Here is an 18,780-nt window from a genome sequence, read left to right on the forward strand (position 1 = left end):
TCTTAATTCAAATTAACTATATTATATGAAAAATCATCCGACATTAGTATTAGCTTCTAGCTCACCTTTTCGTAAAACGCTGCTAAAAAAAATTTATCCTAACTTTGAAACCGCCTCACCGAATATTGATGAATCGTTTAAAGCCAACGAAAGCCCTATTGAACTTTCAAAGCGTCTCGCGTTTGAAAAAGCGACCGCGTTGACGCCAGACTTTCCTAACCACCTCATTATTGGCTCTGACCAAGTCGCCATGCTTGGGGATCAGCAACTTACTAAGCCCGGCGAATTTAACAAGGCCGTACAACAGCTAACACGCTCATCAGGGAAAACCATTGTCTTTTATACCAGCTTAACGCTTCTAAACTCTAAAACTCACGAGAGCATCACCGAAACAGACATCTGTAGAGTGCATATGAAAACCCTATCTCTTGGGGAAATAGAAAACTATGTACTCAGAGACAAACCATATGGCTGCGCGGCTGCTTTTAAATCAGAAGGCCTAGGCATCGCTTTATTTGATCGCATTGAAGGTGAGGACCCCAATGCACTTATCGGGCTGCCTTTAATCAAGCTGACTAATATGTTAACAACAATGGGCGTTAAAATACTTTAATAGTCAGGCCAGCAACTCTATCGAATAGCCATCAGGGTCTTTAACAAACGCTAAAATACTGTCTGTTCCCTTCATCGGCCCTGCTTCGCGTGTTACCACCCCGCCTTTTTGACGAATTAGCTCACATGCTTCATAGACATCAGCAACTTGTATGGCAATATGCCCAAACGCATCCCCTAGGTCATAGGCACCTTTATCCCAGTTATGCGTTAGCTCTATAACTGTACCGGCACTTTCAGGCTGATACCCGACAAACGCTAAGGTAAAACGGCCCTCAGGAAACTCCTTGCGCCTCAATAGCGTCATCCCTAACACCTCTGTATAAAATTCAATAGAACGGTCTAAATCTGCGACACGAAGCATGGTATGTAATAAACGCATATTTCTCCTTTAGAAAGTCTTAATAGTTAAAGCACCTTATGGCCATTTAAATAATCTTGGTAATAAGTCACTACTTTTTTTACATACTGTTCTGTTTCCGGATAAGGTGGCACCTTATTTCCATATTTCAAAACAGCTGATTCACCTGCATTATAAGCAGCTAGGGTTAGTTTAATATTAAATTTAAACAGTTCTAATAAATACCTTAAATACTGAACACCGCCACGAATGTTTTGCGCTGCATCAGTACGGTTACTGACTCCATATCGTTTTGCCGTTCCAGGCATTAATTGCATCAAGCCTACGGCTCCAGCTCTTGAGACAGCCTTTCTATCATAAGCTGATTCAGCATGAATAATAGCCATCACCAACGCAGGGTCGACCTTATATTGCCTAGCTTGCTGCTTAATCAGTGGTGTCAATTGACGACGATTACGCTGAAAGTTTTTATACTCAATCGTGCCTTTTTTAGGCGTCCGCATAATAAGCTTAAAACCGCCCCCGACGGGGTTATCTGTAAAATAAACATGGCCGTTTTTATCGACTTTTTTGTACAGGTCGGCCTGTATTACTGGTATAGCAACCAGCAACAAAATAAGCAAAATAAAATGATTAACACAACCCATACATTTTCTCAAAAGCCAAGAAGATTCAAAATCTCTTTATAACACAGCTTCTTACCCAACTCCTCGAATAAACCTTTACTGACAGTTACTACACAGGCAAATAAAATGAGACCTCCCTCACAAATTTCATCATATAATGACTAAATAAAGCAGATAAACTCACCAAACTCCAGCTGTTTACAACTGGCTTCAAATTTTGTACTAATATAAATACAAACCGTCAAACAGAGGAATTAAATGTTACAGCAAGACGAACCCAAACAAGCCGCCGAATATTTAAGGCAAGCAATCCCAATGTTGTCACAACATAACTTACCTCCCACCCCCATCAACTACTCTATTTTTTACAGTTATTTATCTGGTAATTCCCAGACCCTTAATGACGTCATCGATAGCATTATTAGTGAAAAAAAACCTTTTACATTAGCTATCATGCTGGAACTTTATGAAAAATACATCAATGGTGGAGCAACCCTAGAACAACAAGAAAAAATACAGCACTCCTTAGAAAAAGTCATGTCTTCAGCATCTGAAGAAGTCCAACAGGTCAGCAGTGGTGCCGGAGAGTTTGACAGCGCAATTAACAAACATGCTGAAACTTTATCCTATACAACCGACCCACAGGCCGCTGCACTTGTGCTCAAACAAGTCATGCAGGATACACGAGAGATGGTTAAGAACAATCAGGCCACCCAAGCAAGGATGCAAGAAACAAATGCTGAAATTCTTAAAATGAAAGCCGAATTAGAGGCAGTAAAAGCAAGCGCTGAAAAAGATGCGTTAACAGGCCTTAAAAACAGAGGCGCGTTTGATAAAGCGATAGATAACGTTGTTCATAGTGAAACCAATTTAAGTGCAACCCTGGTTCTACTTGATATTGATCACTTTAAGCGTGTAAACGATAATTTTGGCCACCTTGTCGGCGATCGAGTTATTCGTTACGTTTCCGCACTTTTAACCCAGATTGTTGGCTCAGAGCACCATATTGCTAGGTATGGTGGTGAAGAATTTGCAGTTATTTTAACCGGCCTAGATATTGACAACGCGAAGCAGCTGACGGAAAAAATACGTATTGCAATGAGCAACAGTAAGCTGCAACGAAAAGAAAGCGGTGAAGCCATTGGAGAGGTAACAATCTCCGCAGGTATCGCAACAGTTAAAGCAACCGATAGTGTTGAACTGTTAATTGATCGCGCCGATAAAGCACTGTACCAAGCAAAAGAAGCAGGCCGAAATAAGGTTGTTATAGCCGCATAATTATAACGATTAATTCTTACCTTCGATCACAAAGGCTCATTTAATGAGCCTTTTCTTTACCCTATAGGCGGCTAAACCACCCGCCGTTATACTAAATATCAACAAGACCAATACATGCAGCAGCACCAATGACACTTCTCCACCTGTCATTAACGGGCGCACCAAGGAAATAGCGTGATACAAAGGTAACACGGTAGCAATCCACTGAACTATTTGCGGCAAGGTATCTATAGGGAAAAAGACGCCACTAACTAAAACCATTGGGGTAATAAATAGCGTCGTGTAATAAAGAAAAAAATCATAACTTTTGGCGCTTGATGTCATTAACAACGCCAATGATGAAAAACACAGCCCCGTTAGAAAAGCAACGGGCAACACTAATAACGCCCAGCCATTTTCCACCAACCCCAAGAAGGCAGCGACAATTAATATAGCACTGACACTGATAAAACTTTTAGTCGCCCCCCAGAGTATTTCACCAAAAACCACCTCACCAACATTCACCGGTGTCGTCAGCATGCCTAACCATGTTTGCTGCACTTCCATTCGAGTATAGGCGGAATACATGCCTTCAAAACTTGCCGAATTCAACGCGCTGGTGCAGACAACCCCTGAGGCCAAAAAAGCCATATAGGGCATTCCCTCAACCTCGCCCACAAATCGGCCCAAGCCATAACCCAATACGATTAAATATAACAAAGGCTCACCAAAGTTACCCAGCAATGAAGGCCCAGCAAGCTTCCCCCAAACGCGAATATTTCGCGACCAAATTGACCGACTTCTGGATAAAAATAGTTTCAGTTTAGCTAGTTTATTCACGCAAATCTCGCCCAGTTAACTTGATAAAAACATCTTCTAAATTCGCGGGACGAAACAGATAATCATCATGCGTCCCTTGCTCTAACACAGCCAAAGCATGGTTCATTTTCTCGCCATAAAAAAAGCAAATATCCCCTGATTTCTCAAACCGAGCGAGCGTTTTATCCTGCTTTAGCACCGATATTAAATCGTCCGAAGCTGCATGAACTTCAAGAACATGTGATTCAATTTCATCCTTAATTAACTCCTTAGGTGGCGAATCGGCCATCACCTCGCCGTAGTCCATCACAATAACCCGATCACATAAGCGCTCCGCCTCTTCCATATAGTGCGTCGTTAAAATTAGAGTAAGCCCCTGTTTTTTTAACTCGCGAAGCTTTTGCCAAATAGCTTGGCGTGCTTGTGGGTCTAGCCCAGTCGTTGGTTCATCCAGAATCAATAATTTAGGCTTATTAATCAAAGCCCTTGCCAATGACAGACGTCGTCTCATGCCTCCAGATAACGCTGATATTTTACAGGCCGCTTTATCTTCTAACGATGCAAATGCAAGAAGCTCTTTTGTTCGTTCTTTTAATGTTTTTTCGTCGATACCAAAAAAACGCCCATAAACGTATAAATTTTCTTCAACGGTAAAATCAGGGTCCAAATTATCCATTTGAGGTACAACACCGACAGATTCCCTGATAAGCGATGCGTTTGCAGGCATCGGCAACCCTAAAATTGACAGTTCTCCGGTATCTATCGGACAGTGACCAACCAACATCCTTAACGTCGTCGTTTTACCTGCGCCATTTGGACCCAATATTCCACAAAAACAACCCGCTTCAATATTTAAATCTAGCTCATTAACCACCTGTTTATTATTATAAAACTTGGAGATTTTTTTAATCTGTACGATGTGCGATGCAGAATTGACAGCATTCATTATTAATAACGATAAACTTTTTATTGGCTAGATATTATAACTGGCTGGCTATAAAAAACAGTTATTATTCTGGGTGCCTGATGCTCATAAGGACTGAACTTTTATCATTAAATATAGACTAACCTTTTATCTACATCATTGTAGGGATACATTTTAGATGAGTGAAAACAATGGAACCAACATTGAATACCTAAGCTATCTTGATGAACACGGAGCGTTATTACAACCTCTTCAAACACCACTCCAAAACCGTGAAACGCTAACTCAACTCTACCGCACACTCGTTACCTCAAAACTTTTTGATGAAACGATTATCAATTTGCAGCGAGTTGGAATCATTTGTTGTTTTACGAGAGATTGAAAAAGAAAATCTAGACGGTATTAAACAAAAACTGGCGACATTAAAAAGTAAAATTGTACAACGAAGTTTTTCAGCCAATGAATTACGAGGCCACACCACAGCCTTCATAGAAGACCTTCAACAGCCCCATTAACTAGCCTGCCATCGCTTTAAATCGCTTAACGTATCGACATCCCAAAGCATCGGCAACAAGCTATATGTCAGTTTTGCACCTGTCAATGCCTTCAAGGTCTGGCTTAGTACCGTTGCTTCACCCCAATCAACCTGACTAAACATATTGTCGCGCACCTTGGTGCAACCAATTAATACAAAACCACCATCTTCTGCCGGCCCCAAAACCACCTTCGAGTCTGTCAGTAACTGAAATGCTTCCATTAAATAATTGAGAGTAAAAACTGGGCAATCGGCACCAATCAACACAACCCTATTTGCCTCGTGAAGCCCTTGCTCAAGAGCATACTTCATCTTATCACCCAGGTTAGCGCCGCGTTGTTTGCGTAGGGCAAATTTATATTTCTTAGCAACCTGCTGAAAAAAGTCATGTTGTAAATCAGGCGCACACCATAGTTGGACGCTGTAACTACTGCTAGCAGCTAACTCAACAACACTGCTTAATAACGTTATATATACATCAGTTGCTGCCTTCACACCTAGTTCGGGTATCAAGCGCGTTTTTACAAAACCGTCTATAGGTGCCTTCGCAAAAATTTGCAGTACTGTATCAGCCATCAGATTTGCTATTATTGTTAGCTTGGAGCGTTTTATCCTAAACGCTAATCACCTATACTACCACGCTACAAAAAATATCCTTTCGTTATGAACCCAGATTTAGCTTCTCTTCAACCGTACCCATTTGAGAAACTCGCTAAACTCAAGCACGGTATTACACCACCCAATCAGTTAGAGCATATCGCTTTATCTGTTGGCGAACCCAAGCACCCTACGCCTCAAATAATTACCGATGCATTGCTAAAACACTTACATACCCTTGGCCAATACCCAACCACAAAAGGGCTAGACGAATTACGACAAAGCATTGCCGCATGGCTTTCTCAACGTTTTGATATAAACCCTAACGCGCTTGACCCAAACACACATATTTTACCGGTTAGTGGCACACGAGAAGCCCTCTTCTCATTCGCACAATGCGTTGTCCAACGAAGTGATAAGGCCATCGTTGCCATGCCAAACCCCTTTTATCAAATATACGAAGGGGCAACTTTATTAGCCGGTGCAAAACCATTCTTCATCAATTGTGATCAAGAAAACAATTACCTGCCCGATTACGACAAAGTAAGCACAAAAACATGGAAAAACTGCCAACTACTTTATATATGTAACCCTGGCAACCCCAGTGGTGCAAACCATACCGAGGCACAACTAAGACAACTTATTGAACTAGCACACCGTTATGACTTCATCATTGCGGCGGATGAATGTTATTCAGAGATATACACCACTGAACACAATAAACCATTAGGTTTATTAGAGGTCAGCCAGAACATGGGCAACACAGATTTTTCACGTTGTGTTGTTTTTCATAGCCTGTCCAAGCGCTCAAACGCGCCGGGTTTGCGATCAGGGTTTATTGCTGGCGATGCTAAGGTTCTAAAAAGCTATTTTAATTACCGTACTTATCACGGCTGCACCATGCCAACGCCGACCCAACATGCCAGTATTGCCGCTTGGGGACACGAAGAACATGTTAATGAAAACCGCATTCTTTATGCTCAAAAATTCAAAGATGTGCTGTCTATAATTGACGATAGCTTGGATGTAAAAGCACCCGACGCGGGCTTTTATTTATGGGCAAAAACACCTATTTCTGATATCGACTTTGCACAGCAACTGTTCGAAAAACAACATATCACCGTATTACCTGGGCAGTTTCTAGCCCGCAACACAAACGACGGCAACCCTGGTTTAAATCATATTCGTATGGCGCTGGTAGCACCAGTGGACGAATGTTTAGACGCCGCACACCGAATTAAACAATTCATACAAACTCTTTAAACTATCATTAAATTATAGGATTAACACATGCAAAACCTTGAAAACATTATCAATGAAGCTTTTGAAAACCGCGCTGACTTTGATTCAAAATCAGTCTCCTCAGAAATTCGCAGTGCCGTTGAACAAGCACTTGCTATGCTAGACAGTGGCGAAGGTCGTGTTGCAGAAAAAAAAGACGGCGACTGGGTGGTCAATCAGTGGTTAAAAAAAGCTGTTTTATTATCGTTCAAGATCAACGACAACCGCGTCATGGACCGTGATGAAAACCGCTTCTACGATAAAGTAGAGACTAAATTTGCTAACTACACTGAAGAAGATTTTAAAAATGCCGGTATGCGTGCTGTACCAGGTTCAGTGGTTCGTGCAGGTTCATACATTGCACCTAATGTTGTCCTCATGCCCTCTTTCGTTAATATTGGCGCCTATGTAGATAGCGGTTCCATGGTTGATGGTTGGGCAACAGTTGGCTCATGTGCACAAATCGGTAAAAATGTTCATTTATCGGGCGGTGTTGGTATTGGTGGTGTTCTAGAACCATTACAAGCAGGCCCTACCATCATTGAAGATAATTGCTTCATTGGCGCACGCTCTGAGATTGTTGAAGGCGTTATTGTTGGCGAAGGTTCCGTGATTTCAATGGGTGTTTACATCGGCCAAAGTACAAAAATTTACAACCGTGAAACAGGCGAAATTATGTATGGACGTATTCCTCCTTACTCTGTGGTTGTACCGGGCAATTTACCATCAAAAGACGGTACATATAGCTTATATGCGGCCATTATTATCAAAACGGTAGATGAAAAAACTCGCAGTAAAACTGGTTTAAACGATTTATTAAGGGATTAATATGCCCATCGTTATGTATGGTATTAAAAACTGTGACACCATTAAAAAAGCCAAAAAATGGCTGACTGATAATGGGATCGAGTTTACGTTTCACGATTACCGGCAAGATGGCCTAAACGAAGCTCTTTTAAGCGCTCTCGAAGGCCGCCTTGGTTGGCAAGCGATGATTAACAAACGAGGTACAACATGGCGCAAACTTGATGATGAGGTAAAATCATCAATCGATAGGGAAAAGGCCATTAGCATCATGTTAGAAAACCCCGCGATCATTAAACGTCCTCTCTTAGATACCGGCAAAACCCTAGCACTTGGCTTTTCCGCTGATCAATACCAACAACTATTGTCTACATGAGTGATACATTAAACCTCACCCTTGCCTTACTTAAAAAGCAATCACTTACGCCTAACGATGCAGGCTGCATGGACTTGATGGCAGAGTACCTGCAAGAACGTGGCTTCAAAATAGAGTGGATGAACTTCGGCGAAACACGCAATATGTGGGCAAGAAAAGGCAGCGAAGCGCCGTTATTTTGTTTTGCAGGTCATACCGATGTGGTACCTACGGGTCCACTAGAAGAATGGAGTACTCCACCTTTTGAACCTACCATCAAGGATGGCTTGGTCTATGCCCGTGGTGCCGCTGACATGAAAGGCAGTTTAGCGGCAATGATGACTGCTTGTGATCGTTTTATTACCGAACATAGCACTCACAACGGCTCTATTTCGTTCTTAATCACTAGCGATGAAGAAGGCCCCGCCCATGATGGTACTGTTAAAGTCATTGACACACTGAACCAGCGCAAAGAAAAAATCGATTTTTGTATCGTTGGTGAACCGTCGAGCCATAAACGTTTTGGTGATATGGTACGCGTTGGTCGACGCGGTTCGATCAATGGTTATTTAACCTTATTTGGTAAACAAGGCCATGTTGCTTACCCCGAATTAGTCGATAACCCTATCCATGCCCTAGCCCCTATTTTGTCAAAAATAACGGCAGAAAAATGGGATGAGGGTAATGAATATTTCCCCCCAACTAGCTTTCAAATCTCTAATATTAATGCTGGAACCGGTGTTGAAAATGTTGTTCCTGGGCAACTTAATTTAGTGTTCAATCTACGTTTCTCGAGCGAATTAACACCCGAAGACATTAAACGGCGTATCACTTACATAGTGGACCAAAATTCAGATAATTATGAGCTTAGTTGGCAGGTATCCGGTTTACCATTTCTGACCGAGAAAGGAACATTAACCAACGCTGTTGAACAAGCCATTTATGAACTAACCGGCAGTACACCTGTTTTATCGACTGGCGGCGGCACATCTGATGGTCGCTTTATTGCCCCAAGTGGTGCCCAGCTCATTGAGCTAGGCCCCATTAACGAAACAATCCATAAGGTTAATGAATGCGTCCGTATTGACGATTTAGACACATTATCACTGACCTACTCTAAAATACTAGAAAATATTTTACTTTAACTACAAAACATAACTGGCTGATTTATATGAACTATGACTTTGATTTAATATCTATTGGTGGTGGTAGCGGTGGTATCGCTGGTGCGAATCGAGCAGCTTCTTACGGTGCTAAATGTGCAGTTGTTGAGCAAGCTAGGCTCGGTGGAACCTGCGTTAATATTGGCTGCGTTCCTAAAAAGGTAATGTGGTTTGCCGCCTCGACAGCAGACATTATTCACTCGGCTAGCGATTATGGTTTTGACGCTTCACTCAATTCCTTTAACTGGCACTTGCTAAAGCAAAATCGAGACGCCTACATCAAACGCCTCAATGGAATTTATGGCAATAATTTACATAACAATAACGTCGAACATATTGAAGGAACCGCATCGTTTATTGATAGTCACACTATTCAGGTTGGTGACAAACAATATACGGCTAAACGTTTCCTCATCGCCACCGGGGGTAAACCGGCTATCCCCAATATTCCTGGTGCGCAATACGGTATTACATCGGATGGTTTTTTTGAACTTGAAAAACAGCCCCGCAAAGTGGCCATCATTGGTGCAGGGTTTATTGCCGTTGAGCTCGCAGGTGTCTTCCAAGCCTTAGGCACTCAAGTAACACTTATTATACGAGGTGACCACGCTCTTCGATCATTCGATAGTATGTTAGGTACTGAGTTAATGAAAGCCATGCAACACCAAGGTATTCAAGTTGAAACTCAAACCACACAAACGTCTATTGATAAAAGCCCAGAAGGAAAATTAACCATCAACACCACTACTGGCGTCGTTGACGGCGAATACGATGAAGTTATTTGGGCAATTGGACGTGAACCAAACACCGATTCATTATCTATTGAAAAGGCAGGTATTGAACTTGATAAACGTGGCTTTATCACCACCGATGAGTGGCAAAAAACATCTCAAGAGCATATTTTTGCCGTCGGCGATGTGACTGGGCGAGCTGCCTTAACACCCGTCGCTATTGCAGCAGCACGCCGCCTTTGCGACCGATTATTTAACGGCCAGCACGAGCGTAAATTAGATTACAACCTGATTCCTAGCGTCATCTTTTCACACCCGCCGATCGGAACAATTGGCCTCACACAAGAGCAAGCCATCGAGCAATTTGGCGATGACGTAAAAACCTACACCTCCACCTTTAACCCTATGACACAGGCGCTATCAGTTGATAAACAGCCCACCACTATGAAACTGGTAACCACAGGAAAAGAAGAAAAAGTGGTCGGTTGTCACCTGTTCGGTGAAAGCTCTGATGAAATTCTTCAAGGTTTTGCTGTAGCTATCAAAATGGGCGCAACCAAAAAGGACTTTGACGATACCGTTGCCATTCACCCAACAAATGCGGAAGAATTAGTGACGATGACCTAGCCTTTAATATCAATAGGCTCTTAGTCATCAACGGTCTTGTCACCCAAAAAACACTAACCTAGGTGGCACCGTAGCAGCATGAAAGGAGGTTAGCTCTAACCTCCTTTACGTCTTGCCTCACCGGCTTCAAATTCTGCTAATTGTTCAGGTGTTGCTGGTAATTGATATTTCTCTTTCCATTCGGCAAACGTCATGCCATACACAACCTCTCTAGCCGCTTCATAATCAATATCAACATCTCGTTCTTTCGCTTCAGCCATGTACCATTTAGAAAAACAATTTCGGCAAAAGTCTGCCAAATTCATCAAATCAATATTTTGCACATCTGTCTTCGTTTGAAAGTGTTTAAGAATACGCCTAAAAGTGGCGGCTTCAATTTCTAATTGTGTTTGTTTATCCATCATTATTCTCCTTTTTAGGGTAAGTGGGGCCTTTCTAAATATTCATGTGATTGCATTTCAAGCAAACGACTGACTGTACGTTCAAATTGAAAAGCCAGCTTTTTACCTTGATACAACTTCTCAGCAGACACTTGTGCTGACATAATTAATTTAACATTATGAGCATATAACTCATCGACTAAATTAACAAAACGGTTCGCATGGTCATTACTCATATCATTCATTACCACAACGTCTGATATCAATACGGTGTGAAAACAGCGCGAAATTTCAATGTAGTCAGCTGAACCACGTGGAATATCACAAATGACTTGATAATCAAACCATACAACCCCTTCTGAGCAATGCTTTACATCAATAATCCGCCCCTCTATTTCAAGTGCTGACTCAGGTTCAACATCTGCAACGGTTAAGTGTTCAAACAACTCATTTAATACCTTGTCTGTTTGATCATCCAAGGGAGAATGATAGATTTCCGCCTGTTCTAATTCTCGCAATCGGTAATCTGTTCCACTGTCTAATTTTCTAACCTTACAGTTGGCCTTCAATGCCTCGATAGCGGGTAAAAACCTTGCCCGTTGTAGTCCATCCTTATATAAACCATCCGGCTCGATATTAGACGTTGCAACTAAACAGATACCACGCTTAAATAAAGCCTCAAACAAGCGGCCTAACAGCATTGCGTCGGTAATATCGGAAACAAAAAACTCATCAAAACACAACACCCTACAACGTTGTGATATTCCATCGGCCACCTTTTGTAGTGGATCTTCAACATTTTTTATCTCACCGAGTTGTTGATGAACTTTTTGCATAAACCGATGAAAATGTGTTCGCTGCTTTTCTTTAAATGGTAAAGAATCGTAAAAGATATCCATAAGATAGGTTTTGCCCTGCCCTACACCTCCCCATAAGTAGAGCCCTTTGGGCGCCAATAAAAGAGGTTCTGATTTGGCCTTAAATATAGAAAAAAAACCTTTCTTTTCAGTTAGCTGGGAGGGTGTATTGAGCAGCTCTTTATACAAATCATTTAAACACTGAATAATGATTTTCTGTGCATCATCTTTAATAAAACTTTTTTGCGCCAGATCAAGTTCATAGCGTTCTAATGGGCTCATAGTGAAATATCAATAATTGTGTTAAATTGTTAATTTGAAGATATTGAAGTCGTTACCAAGCCAGCAACTTAAATTAAGTATATTGTAGCAATTATCCCTCATGAACATTCAAGCAAATTTAACCGGTGTTAGCCTAATACCCAATCCTAAAAAGGCTGCCAACAAACCGACTGGCACACAGGAAGATTTAAATGAAAAGCACATAGCAAGTCAGGAGAAAAACAGCCCGTTAACAACTAAAAACATTGAACGCGCTGAAATAATCCAAAAAATTGAAACGCTAAATGACAGTCAAAAAGCCAATATTCATATTGACAACCTAGACTACAAAAACCAAAAATCAATCCAGTCATACCTTGATCATCAGGCTCTAGAAAGCCAAACTCTACGCGATGAACTCCACAGTCAATTAGGCGTAGATTTTTCTGTTTAAATATACACCTCCTATACCATGAAACTTCTGACTGATTTTTTTCCAATATTACTATTTTTTATTGTCTACAAATGGCAAGGCATATACGCTGCAACAGTTGTCGCAATTATTGCGTCTGGCCTTCAGGTTGCTTCATTTTGGCTTAAAAATAAACGAGTCGATTCAACACATATAATGACTTTCTGCCTTATGCTTCTTTTTGGTGGCGCAACACTCTACCTACAAAATGAAACCTTCATTAAATGGAAACCCACAGTGATCAATTGGCTTTTTGCCTTTGCTTGCATTTCCACGCACTTTATTGGTAACACCCCTCTTGTTAAACGCATGATGAGCGGTGGATTAACACTTTCTGACAAAATTTGGACAAAACTAAATGGCATTTGGGCTCTTTTCTTTGTAGTACAAGGGCTTTTAAACCTGTATGTTATGTACAATTTCGACACAGATACTTGGGTAGATTTCAAATTGTTTGGAATGCTTGGGTTAACAATAATGTTTATTGTGGCTCAAGGCATTTACCTTACCAAGCACATCGAAGACCCTATAAACCAACCAGATAACCATAACTAGGAATTTTTCTACAGATAAAATGACAAACCGTACAGATATAATAAAAGACACTTTAAATAAGGCTATTCAGCCCGAGTTCATTCAAGTATTAGATGATAGCCAATCTCATGCAGGGCATGAAGGTGCTAAATCAGGTGGTGGGCATTTTTACCTGACCATTGTTTCTAATAAATTTGAAAATAAATCAAGAATTCAACGTCACCAGCTTATTTATCGAGCATTAGGTGACATGATGAAAAGCGACATTCATGCACTTAGCATTAAAGCCTTTACACCAGAAGAAAAACCGACAACAGGAGATTTAAATGAAGGGTAAATTAGTCATCATTGGTTCAATTTTACTAGCATCTATCGCCCCACAGGCATTCGCAAACGAAGACCCAACCATCGCTATTGTTAATGGACAAGAACTCAAACAATCAACCTTACAGTTTTACGCCCTAGAAAGGCGTCAAATCGATTCAAAAAACAATGTCCCAATGAACCAACTGGTTGATGATATCGTTAACATGCAACTCCTAAAAGAAGAAGCTCATAAGAATAAGTTAGACAAATCTTCTGACTTTAAGGCACGCATGAAGTTTATTAATTTAAGCATGCTTTCTCAAGTCGCTATGATTGACTTTCTTGACAACAACCCTATTCCTGAAGAGCGTCTAAAAGAAGAATATGATGCTAACATTAACGAAATGGATGTCACAGAACTTAAAGCTAGCCATATCTTAGTATCAGAAGAAGCGCAGGCGAAAGAAGTTATTGAGAAACTCAACAAAGGTACTCCATTCGCTACACTTGCCAAGGAATACTCAACAGGACCAAGCGGCCCAAAAGGTGGGGATTTAGGTTGGTTTGCTCCGCAACGAATGGTACCTGAGTTCTCGAAAGCCGTGCTTTCTTTGAAAGATAATGAATACACTAAACAGGCTGTACAAACTCAATTTGGTTGGCATATCATTTTACGCACTGGGAAACGTGATGGGACGCCGCCAACGTTTGAACAAGTCAAACCGAGCATTACGGCTAGTCTCGAACAAGAACATATTCAAAAACACATTAATGATTTAAGAAAAAAAGCAAAAATCGAAATCACACCACAAAAACCTCAATAGCCCTAAACACAACAGCATAGAGGCCATTTATCAAGGGCCTCTATGCTGCCCCCCACCTTTCTACGTTTACCCGCACCTCATCAATTAAGACGTGACCAGTTCACCTTATAAAACGCGTACTGCTCATCCTCTCACATCAGATAGACCTACTTTATTTAAATAAAAAACATACCCGCCTTCCCGCTCTCACATCAAAAACCGAGCTGATCAATGATGGTATATCTGCCCATTGAGAAGCTTAAAAATCACCACACCTAACGTCTATAACAGCGCTAACAACTGGATTAAAACCTCGTATTATGTTATTTTGCGCGATTAAAATAACAATGGTTTTGAGGACAATTAATGCGCATAATTTTATTGGGTGGCCCTGGTTCCGGTAAGGGGACACAATCGCAATTTATCACTGAAAAGTACGGTATTCCTCAAATCTCCACGGGAGATATGTTACGAGCTGCCGTTAAAGCTCGCACACCATTAGGTATTGAAGCAAAAAAGGTTATGGATGTCGGCGGCCTTGTCTCTGATGAAATTATTTTAGGCTTAATCAAAGAACGATTAACAGAAGATGATTGTTCAAAAGGTTTCTTGTTAGATGGTTTCCCACGCACAATCCCACAAGCCATTGGCCTTGCAAACATGGGCATAGAGGTTGATCACGTCATACAAATTGCTGTCGATGACGAAGAAATCGTCCGTAGAATGGCTGGAAGGCGCGTGCACTTGGACTCTGGCAGAACATACCACCTTACTTATAACCCGCCTAAACAAGAGGGACTTGATGACATTACTGGTGAGCCATTAATTCAACGTGCCGACGATCATGAAGACATTGTTCGCGATCGCTTAACAACTTACCACTCCCAAACAGCGCCACTTGTTGACTTCTATTCAAAGGCTGCTGAAACATCTGCAGTTAAATTCAGCACCATTGAGGGTGTTGGTGGTGTGCAAGACATTACTGCAAAAATATTCGCAGTGCTCGACGACTAGGTGTTTGCCGAGCAAATTCTCGGCGATACAACAATAAAGCATTAGCTTAACTTTTGATTAAGCTGATAATTTCACTTAAAACTTAATGATTTTGCAAGGAATAACCTAAATGAAAACATATGATATTGCTGTTGTTGGCGCTACAGGCGCCGTTGGTGAAACGATGCTATCTATCCTTGAGGAAAGAAAGTTCCCTGTTGGAAATATTTACCCTTTAGCAAGCAGTCGCTCTGCTGGTGGCACTGTTCAATTTAATGGCAAAAACGTAAAAATCGGCAACCTCGCCGACTTTGATTTTAGTCAAGTTCAAATTGGTTTGTTTTCAGCAGGCGGTTCTGTTTCTGCAGAGTATGCGCCTAAAGCTGCCGCTGCCGGTTGTGTTGTTATTGATAACACATCACATTTCCGCTATGACGATGACATTCCACTCGTGGTGCCCGAAGTAAACCCAGAGGCCATCGCGCAACATACCAATAAAGGCATTATTGCAAACCCAAACTGCTCAACCATTCAAATGTTGGTTGCTTTAAAACCCATCTATGATGCGGTCGGTATTGAGCGTATAAATGTTGCCACTTACCAAGCCGTTTCAGGCACTGGAAAAAGCGCCATTGAAGAACTAGCTGGGCAAACAGCAAAATTATTAAATGGCAAAAATGCTGAGGCCAAAGTATACCCAAAACAAATAGCCTTTAATGCATTACCCCAAATTGATGTCTTCCAAGACAACGGCTACACCAAAGAAGAAATGAAAATGGTTTGGGAAACCAACAAAATTTTTAACGATGATTCAATCAAAGTTAACCCAACTGCTGTCAGGATACCTGTTTTTTATGGCCACTCTGAGGCATTGCACATAGAAACTAAAGAGAAAATCAGCGTCGAAAAAGTCCGTGAGCTAATGTCCTCATTTGACGGAATTACACTTCTTGATGAACGCATTGACGGTGGTTATGCAACAGCAGTTACCGAATCAGCAGGTCATGATGATGTTTATGTCAGTCGCATCAGAGAAGATATCTCTCATCCTAGAGGACTTAACCTCTGGGTCGTTGCAGATAATGTTCGTAAAGGCGCTGCATTAAACAGCGTACAAATTGCCGAAGTACTAGTAAAAAATTATCTTTAGTCTATAGTTGATATTAATAATATATTTCACTAATTTATGGATAGACGACTATCGTTAGTTTAGGAGCAACAAAATGAACAAGCCTACAAAAACTATTGCCGCACTTTGCCTGTTAAATTCTGCAAGTGCCCACGCATTAGGTGTCGGGGAAATTACAACGTATTCTGCCTTAAATCAGTTGTTAAAAGCGCAGATTCCGCTTGTTGGCTCCAAACAAGAAGACCCCAGCAATATAAAAATAGGCATTGCTTCAAGAGAGACTTTTGATAAAGCAGGAATTGATAGGCCACACTATCTAACCCAATTAAAGTTCACCCCTGTGCTAGGTAAAAACGGTGAAATTACCGTTGATGTTCGTTCGACTGCAACCATAAAAGAACCTTTCGTAAACTTTATTCTCGAAGTTGAATGGCCCCAGGGGCGTACATTAAAAGAATTTACTATTCTTTTAGATCCCCCCATCACAATGTCTGATGTTAGAACCAACCCACTAGAACTACCTCAAACACCCAGCATTACACCAGTAACACCCGTAAACGATGCATCGGTAACAACATATACACCTCCTACCACTACTGTGCAAACTGCACCTGCCAGTGAATATGGCCCAACAAAAAGTCGCGATACTATCTGGGGTATTGCTAAAAAACTCATTACTAATAATCGTACTGTCACTCATCAACAAATGATGCTGGCCCTTTATGACAATAACCCAGAAGCCTTCTACAAAGAAAATATCAATGCTTTAAAAAAAGGAGCGGTGCTTAAACTTCCAAGCACTGAACAGGCAGAAAGCCTCAGCCCTACACAAGCCAGTGATGAATATATTAAACACAATACACTCTGGTCTTCATCAACTACCGTCTCCAGTACGCCAGCGGCCGTTGCAAAACTAGACCAGAAAGACCAAGCCCTTGCAGCGACATCCGACGTTAAAAAAAAACTTGAAAATAACCTAGATGAGGCAAAACTAACCTTATTAACACCGAAGCAAGATACTGAAAAAAATATACCTATAGAAGGCAACACCACTGATACCCCAATAGGTTCAACAAGCTCTACAGAGCAAGCAAACATTGCCATTGAGATGGCTACAACCCTTGAAGAAGAAAACAAAGAGGTTAAATCACGTCTCAATGATTTAGAAAAACAAGTAGACAAACTACAACGTTTATTAGCTTTAAAAGATGAGCAGCTAGCACAATTACAAGCAGCAAAACCTGTCGTTGCTGAATCAACAGCAACAACTGTAAAGCCAGCCCCTATTGACACACCTGTCGAAAAAAATGATAGCAAGGATAATGATAACACCCTTGCCCTTTATGGCGGCGGCGCGCTCCTTGTTCTACTTGGGCTATTTTTAGCACGTCGAAAAAAGCAACGTAAGGAAACACAGCCTGAGGACGTATTTTCTGATACACCAGCTGTTGTACCAACTATTGATACAGACAATACTGATACCTCATCTACTATACTCGAAGAAGAGCCTCTTTTAAGCGAATTCATACCCAGCGAATTCGGCAGCAGTGAACATACCCAAGAAGCGGACCCTCTAACAGAGTGTGATGTCTATATTGCTTATGGTCGATTCCAACAAGCAGAAGATCTTATCAAAAGCGCGATAGAATCAGAGCCAGAAAACCTAGCTCTTAAATTAAAATTGCTTGATGTTTACTTTTCATCCAATAACGCTGAAGCTTTTGAAGAACAGGCCAGTTCATTATCAGACCTAAAAGATTCAGACCCTGACGCATGGAATAGCATTGTTGATATGGGCATGGACATCTGCCCTGACTCACCACTATTTCTAGCACCAGCAGAAGAAAACATTGAAATTCAAGCAGCACCAATTCAAACTGATGACCTTGACCTTGATTTAGAAATACAACAAGACATTGAGCCTGAAGAAGCTAACCACGACGAAGAACCAAAGAGTGAGTTTGAATTTGATTTTGACCTAATCAAAAATCAAGATACACCACAGGATCTGAGCAACCCTACCAGTGAGAGTATTGAAACCATGTTTTCATTAGCACAAGCTTCTCTCGAAATGGAAGACACAGAGTCGGCTCGTCAAACATTAGAAGAAATATTGGAGAACGGTAACGATTCCGACAAAGAAAAAGCACAAAAGATGCTCGATAGTTTGTAAAAAACCACCTTTAATGCGATCGTAAGCATAAAAGCTGCACCTCCCTTTTATGCTATAAAATGCTCAATACGAACGTACGTAGACAAACAAAACCGACCCTTTAATAAAGGCACCTTGCTCATTTGCAAAGAGTCTGCTGCTTGATTGTCATAAAGAACCCTACTTGAAAATACGTTTAA

The 18,780-nt window shown here is 41.2% G+C and carries 22 protein-coding genes; 15 read left to right on the forward strand and 7 right to left on the reverse strand.

The features are described 5' to 3' along the window. The first annotated feature begins 25 nt into the window (after positions 1 to 25). Positions 26 to 613 carry a nucleoside triphosphate pyrophosphatase gene (locus tag Q91_RS06985; RefSeq protein ID WP_015006182.1) on the forward strand — a complete coding sequence of 196 codons (588 nt, stop codon included), beginning with the start codon at positions 26 to 28 and terminating at the stop codon, positions 611 to 613. A gap of 3 nt (positions 614 to 616) precedes the next feature. On the opposite strand, the gene gloA is transcribed toward Q91_RS06985, so the two are convergent. After that, complete coding sequence (gene gloA, locus Q91_RS06990; RefSeq protein ID WP_015006183.1) at positions 617 to 994, reverse strand: lactoylglutathione lyase; 378 nt, start codon at positions 992 to 994, stop codon at positions 617 to 619. Between the two features lie 26 nt (positions 995 to 1,020). Further along, positions 1,021 to 1,620 (reverse strand): transglycosylase SLT domain-containing protein, encoded by a 600-nt coding sequence (locus tag Q91_RS06995; protein ID WP_015006184.1) that lies wholly within the window; start codon positions 1,618 to 1,620, stop codon positions 1,021 to 1,023. Between the two features lie 237 nt (positions 1,621 to 1,857). Here Q91_RS06995 and Q91_RS07000 point away from each other — a divergent pair, with 237 nt between their 5' ends. Then, positions 1,858 to 2,877: a GGDEF domain-containing protein gene (locus Q91_RS07000; RefSeq protein WP_015006185.1), complete on the forward strand. Its 1,020-nt coding sequence runs from the start codon at positions 1,858 to 1,860 to the stop codon at positions 2,875 to 2,877. A 36-nt stretch (positions 2,878 to 2,913) separates the two neighbouring features. Here the strand turns inward: Q91_RS07000 and Q91_RS07005 are convergent, their stop codons facing one another. After that, entirely contained in the window at positions 2,914 to 3,696 is a 783-nt protein-coding gene (locus Q91_RS07005) for an ABC transporter permease (RefSeq protein ID WP_015006186.1), read from the reverse strand. Next, positions 3,689 to 4,621, reverse strand: coding sequence for an ATP-binding cassette domain-containing protein (locus tag Q91_RS07010; RefSeq protein ID WP_015006187.1), 933 nt, complete (start codon positions 4,619 to 4,621; stop codon positions 3,689 to 3,691). The genes Q91_RS07005 and Q91_RS07010 overlap by 8 nt, the downstream gene beginning before the upstream one ends. A gap of 302 nt (positions 4,622 to 4,923) precedes the next feature. Between Q91_RS07010 and Q91_RS11620 the strand changes: the two genes are divergently transcribed. Continuing rightward, on the forward strand, positions 4,924 to 5,115 hold the full coding sequence (locus Q91_RS11620) for a hypothetical protein (protein ID WP_041230522.1): 192 nt from the start codon (positions 4,924 to 4,926) through the stop codon (positions 5,113 to 5,115). Here Q91_RS11620 and Q91_RS07020 read toward each other — a convergent pair. Then, positions 5,112 to 5,711, reverse strand: coding sequence for a TIGR04282 family arsenosugar biosynthesis glycosyltransferase (locus Q91_RS07020; protein WP_015006189.1), 600 nt, complete (start codon positions 5,709 to 5,711; stop codon positions 5,112 to 5,114). The genes Q91_RS11620 and Q91_RS07020 overlap by 4 nt on opposite strands. Positions 5,712 to 5,798: 87 nt before the next feature. Between Q91_RS07020 and dapC the strand changes: the two genes are divergently transcribed. The 5 genes from dapC to gorA are packed head-to-tail and all read left to right on the forward strand — an operon-like array spanning position 5,799 to position 10,693. Beyond that, a complete protein-coding gene (dapC, locus tag Q91_RS07025; protein ID WP_015006190.1) occupies positions 5,799 to 6,995 on the forward strand; it encodes a succinyldiaminopimelate transaminase in 1,197 nt (398 codons plus the stop codon). Positions 6,996 to 7,022: 27 nt separating this feature from the next. Further along, the gene (dapD, locus tag Q91_RS07030) at positions 7,023 to 7,841 is read left to right on the forward strand and encodes a 2,3,4,5-tetrahydropyridine-2,6-dicarboxylate N-succinyltransferase (protein WP_015006191.1); all 819 of its coding nucleotides are present in this window, start codon (positions 7,023 to 7,025) and stop codon (positions 7,839 to 7,841) included. A 1-nt stretch (position 7,842) separates the two neighbouring features. Beyond that, on the forward strand, positions 7,843 to 8,193 hold the full coding sequence (locus Q91_RS07035) for an ArsC family reductase (RefSeq protein WP_015006192.1): 351 nt from the start codon (positions 7,843 to 7,845) through the stop codon (positions 8,191 to 8,193). Continuing rightward, positions 8,190 to 9,317: a succinyl-diaminopimelate desuccinylase gene (dapE, locus tag Q91_RS07040; protein ID WP_015006193.1), complete on the forward strand. Its 1,128-nt coding sequence runs from the start codon at positions 8,190 to 8,192 to the stop codon at positions 9,315 to 9,317. Before Q91_RS07035 ends, dapE begins: the two co-directional genes overlap by 4 nt. A 26-nt stretch (positions 9,318 to 9,343) precedes the next feature. Next, on the forward strand, positions 9,344 to 10,693 hold the full coding sequence (gene gorA / locus Q91_RS07045) for a glutathione-disulfide reductase (protein ID WP_015006194.1): 1,350 nt from the start codon (positions 9,344 to 9,346) through the stop codon (positions 10,691 to 10,693). Between the two features lie 95 nt (positions 10,694 to 10,788). Here gorA and Q91_RS07050 read toward each other — a convergent pair whose 3' ends face one another. After that, positions 10,789 to 11,097, reverse strand: a complete 309-nt coding sequence (locus tag Q91_RS07050; RefSeq protein ID WP_015006195.1) for a DUF1244 domain-containing protein — start codon at positions 11,095 to 11,097, stop codon at positions 10,789 to 10,791. A gap of 11 nt (positions 11,098 to 11,108) precedes the next feature. Then, positions 11,109 to 12,212: a cell division protein ZapE gene (gene zapE / locus Q91_RS07055; RefSeq protein WP_015006196.1), complete on the reverse strand. Its 1,104-nt coding sequence runs from the start codon at positions 12,210 to 12,212 to the stop codon at positions 11,109 to 11,111. 100 nt (positions 12,213 to 12,312) lie between these two features. Between zapE and Q91_RS07060 the strand changes: the two genes are divergently transcribed. The 7 genes from Q91_RS07060 (at position 12,313) to Q91_RS07090 (ending at position 18,601) form a co-directional block, all read left to right on the forward strand. Then, positions 12,313 to 12,645 (forward strand): hypothetical protein, encoded by a 333-nt coding sequence (locus Q91_RS07060; RefSeq protein ID WP_015006197.1) that lies wholly within the window; start codon positions 12,313 to 12,315, stop codon positions 12,643 to 12,645. A gap of 18 nt (positions 12,646 to 12,663) precedes the next feature. Then, complete coding sequence (locus tag Q91_RS07065) at positions 12,664 to 13,218, forward strand: septation protein A (RefSeq protein ID WP_015006198.1); 555 nt, start codon at positions 12,664 to 12,666, stop codon at positions 13,216 to 13,218. A gap of 19 nt (positions 13,219 to 13,237) precedes the next feature. Continuing rightward, positions 13,238 to 13,534 carry a BolA family transcriptional regulator gene (locus Q91_RS07070; protein ID WP_015006199.1) on the forward strand — a complete coding sequence of 99 codons (297 nt, stop codon included), beginning with the start codon at positions 13,238 to 13,240 and terminating at the stop codon, positions 13,532 to 13,534. Next, positions 13,524 to 14,327 carry a peptidylprolyl isomerase gene (locus Q91_RS07075; protein ID WP_015006200.1) on the forward strand — a complete coding sequence of 268 codons (804 nt, stop codon included), beginning with the start codon at positions 13,524 to 13,526 and terminating at the stop codon, positions 14,325 to 14,327. The genes Q91_RS07070 and Q91_RS07075 overlap by 11 nt, the downstream gene beginning before the upstream one ends. A gap of 345 nt (positions 14,328 to 14,672) precedes the next feature. Further along, positions 14,673 to 15,320: an adenylate kinase gene (adk, locus tag Q91_RS07080; protein WP_015006201.1), complete on the forward strand. Its 648-nt coding sequence runs from the start codon at positions 14,673 to 14,675 to the stop codon at positions 15,318 to 15,320. A gap of 109 nt (positions 15,321 to 15,429) precedes the next feature. Next, positions 15,430 to 16,449 carry an aspartate-semialdehyde dehydrogenase gene (locus Q91_RS07085; protein ID WP_015006202.1) on the forward strand — a complete coding sequence of 340 codons (1,020 nt, stop codon included), beginning with the start codon at positions 15,430 to 15,432 and terminating at the stop codon, positions 16,447 to 16,449. A 73-nt stretch (positions 16,450 to 16,522) separates the two neighbouring features. After that, complete coding sequence (locus Q91_RS07090) at positions 16,523 to 18,601, forward strand: FimV family protein (RefSeq protein ID WP_015006203.1); 2,079 nt, start codon at positions 16,523 to 16,525, stop codon at positions 18,599 to 18,601. Positions 18,602 to 18,780 lie beyond the last annotated feature (179 nt).

This window comes from Cycloclasticus sp. P1 (assembly GCF_000299965.1).
GTDB classification, from domain to species: Bacteria; Pseudomonadota; Gammaproteobacteria; order Methylococcales; family Cycloclasticaceae; genus Cycloclasticus; species Cycloclasticus pugetii.

Coding starts and splice junctions, on each gene's coding strand:
- dapE (WP_015006193.1), top strand. CDS start 8,190: ATGAGTGATACATTAAACCTCACCCTTGCCTTACTTAAAAAGCAATCA.
- Q91_RS07060 (WP_015006197.1), top strand. CDS start 12,313: ATGAACATTCAAGCAAATTTAACCGGTGTTAGCCTAATACCCAATCCT.
- dapD (WP_015006191.1), top strand. CDS start 7,023: ATGCAAAACCTTGAAAACATTATCAATGAAGCTTTTGAAAACCGCGCT.
- Q91_RS06995 (WP_015006184.1), bottom strand. CDS start 1,620: ATGGGTTGTGTTAATCATTTTATTTTGCTTATTTTGTTGCTGGTTGCT.
- Q91_RS07065 (WP_015006198.1), top strand. CDS start 12,664: ATGAAACTTCTGACTGATTTTTTTCCAATATTACTATTTTTTATTGTC.
- Q91_RS07090 (WP_015006203.1), top strand. CDS start 16,523: ATGAACAAGCCTACAAAAACTATTGCCGCACTTTGCCTGTTAAATTCT.
- Q91_RS07075 (WP_015006200.1), top strand. CDS start 13,524: ATGAAGGGTAAATTAGTCATCATTGGTTCAATTTTACTAGCATCTATC.
- Q91_RS07000 (WP_015006185.1), top strand. CDS start 1,858: ATGTTACAGCAAGACGAACCCAAACAAGCCGCCGAATATTTAAGGCAA.
- dapC (WP_015006190.1), top strand. CDS start 5,799: ATGAACCCAGATTTAGCTTCTCTTCAACCGTACCCATTTGAGAAACTC.
- gloA (WP_015006183.1), bottom strand. CDS start 994: ATGCGTTTATTACATACCATGCTTCGTGTCGCAGATTTAGACCGTTCT.
- gorA (WP_015006194.1), top strand. CDS start 9,344: ATGAACTATGACTTTGATTTAATATCTATTGGTGGTGGTAGCGGTGGT.
- Q91_RS07020 (WP_015006189.1), bottom strand. CDS start 5,711: ATGGCTGATACAGTACTGCAAATTTTTGCGAAGGCACCTATAGACGGT.
- adk (WP_015006201.1), top strand. CDS start 14,673: ATGCGCATAATTTTATTGGGTGGCCCTGGTTCCGGTAAGGGGACACAA.
- Q91_RS07010 (WP_015006187.1), bottom strand. CDS start 4,621: ATGAATGCTGTCAATTCTGCATCGCACATCGTACAGATTAAAAAAATC.
- Q91_RS07050 (WP_015006195.1), bottom strand. CDS start 11,097: ATGATGGATAAACAAACACAATTAGAAATTGAAGCCGCCACTTTTAGG.
- zapE (WP_015006196.1), bottom strand. CDS start 12,212: ATGAGCCCATTAGAACGCTATGAACTTGATCTGGCGCAAAAAAGTTTT.
- Q91_RS07070 (WP_015006199.1), top strand. CDS start 13,238: ATGACAAACCGTACAGATATAATAAAAGACACTTTAAATAAGGCTATT.
- Q91_RS07085 (WP_015006202.1), top strand. CDS start 15,430: ATGAAAACATATGATATTGCTGTTGTTGGCGCTACAGGCGCCGTTGGT.
- Q91_RS07035 (WP_015006192.1), top strand. CDS start 7,843: ATGCCCATCGTTATGTATGGTATTAAAAACTGTGACACCATTAAAAAA.
- Q91_RS06985 (WP_015006182.1), top strand. CDS start 26: ATGAAAAATCATCCGACATTAGTATTAGCTTCTAGCTCACCTTTTCGT.
- Q91_RS11620 (WP_041230522.1), top strand. CDS start 4,924: ATGAAACGATTATCAATTTGCAGCGAGTTGGAATCATTTGTTGTTTTA.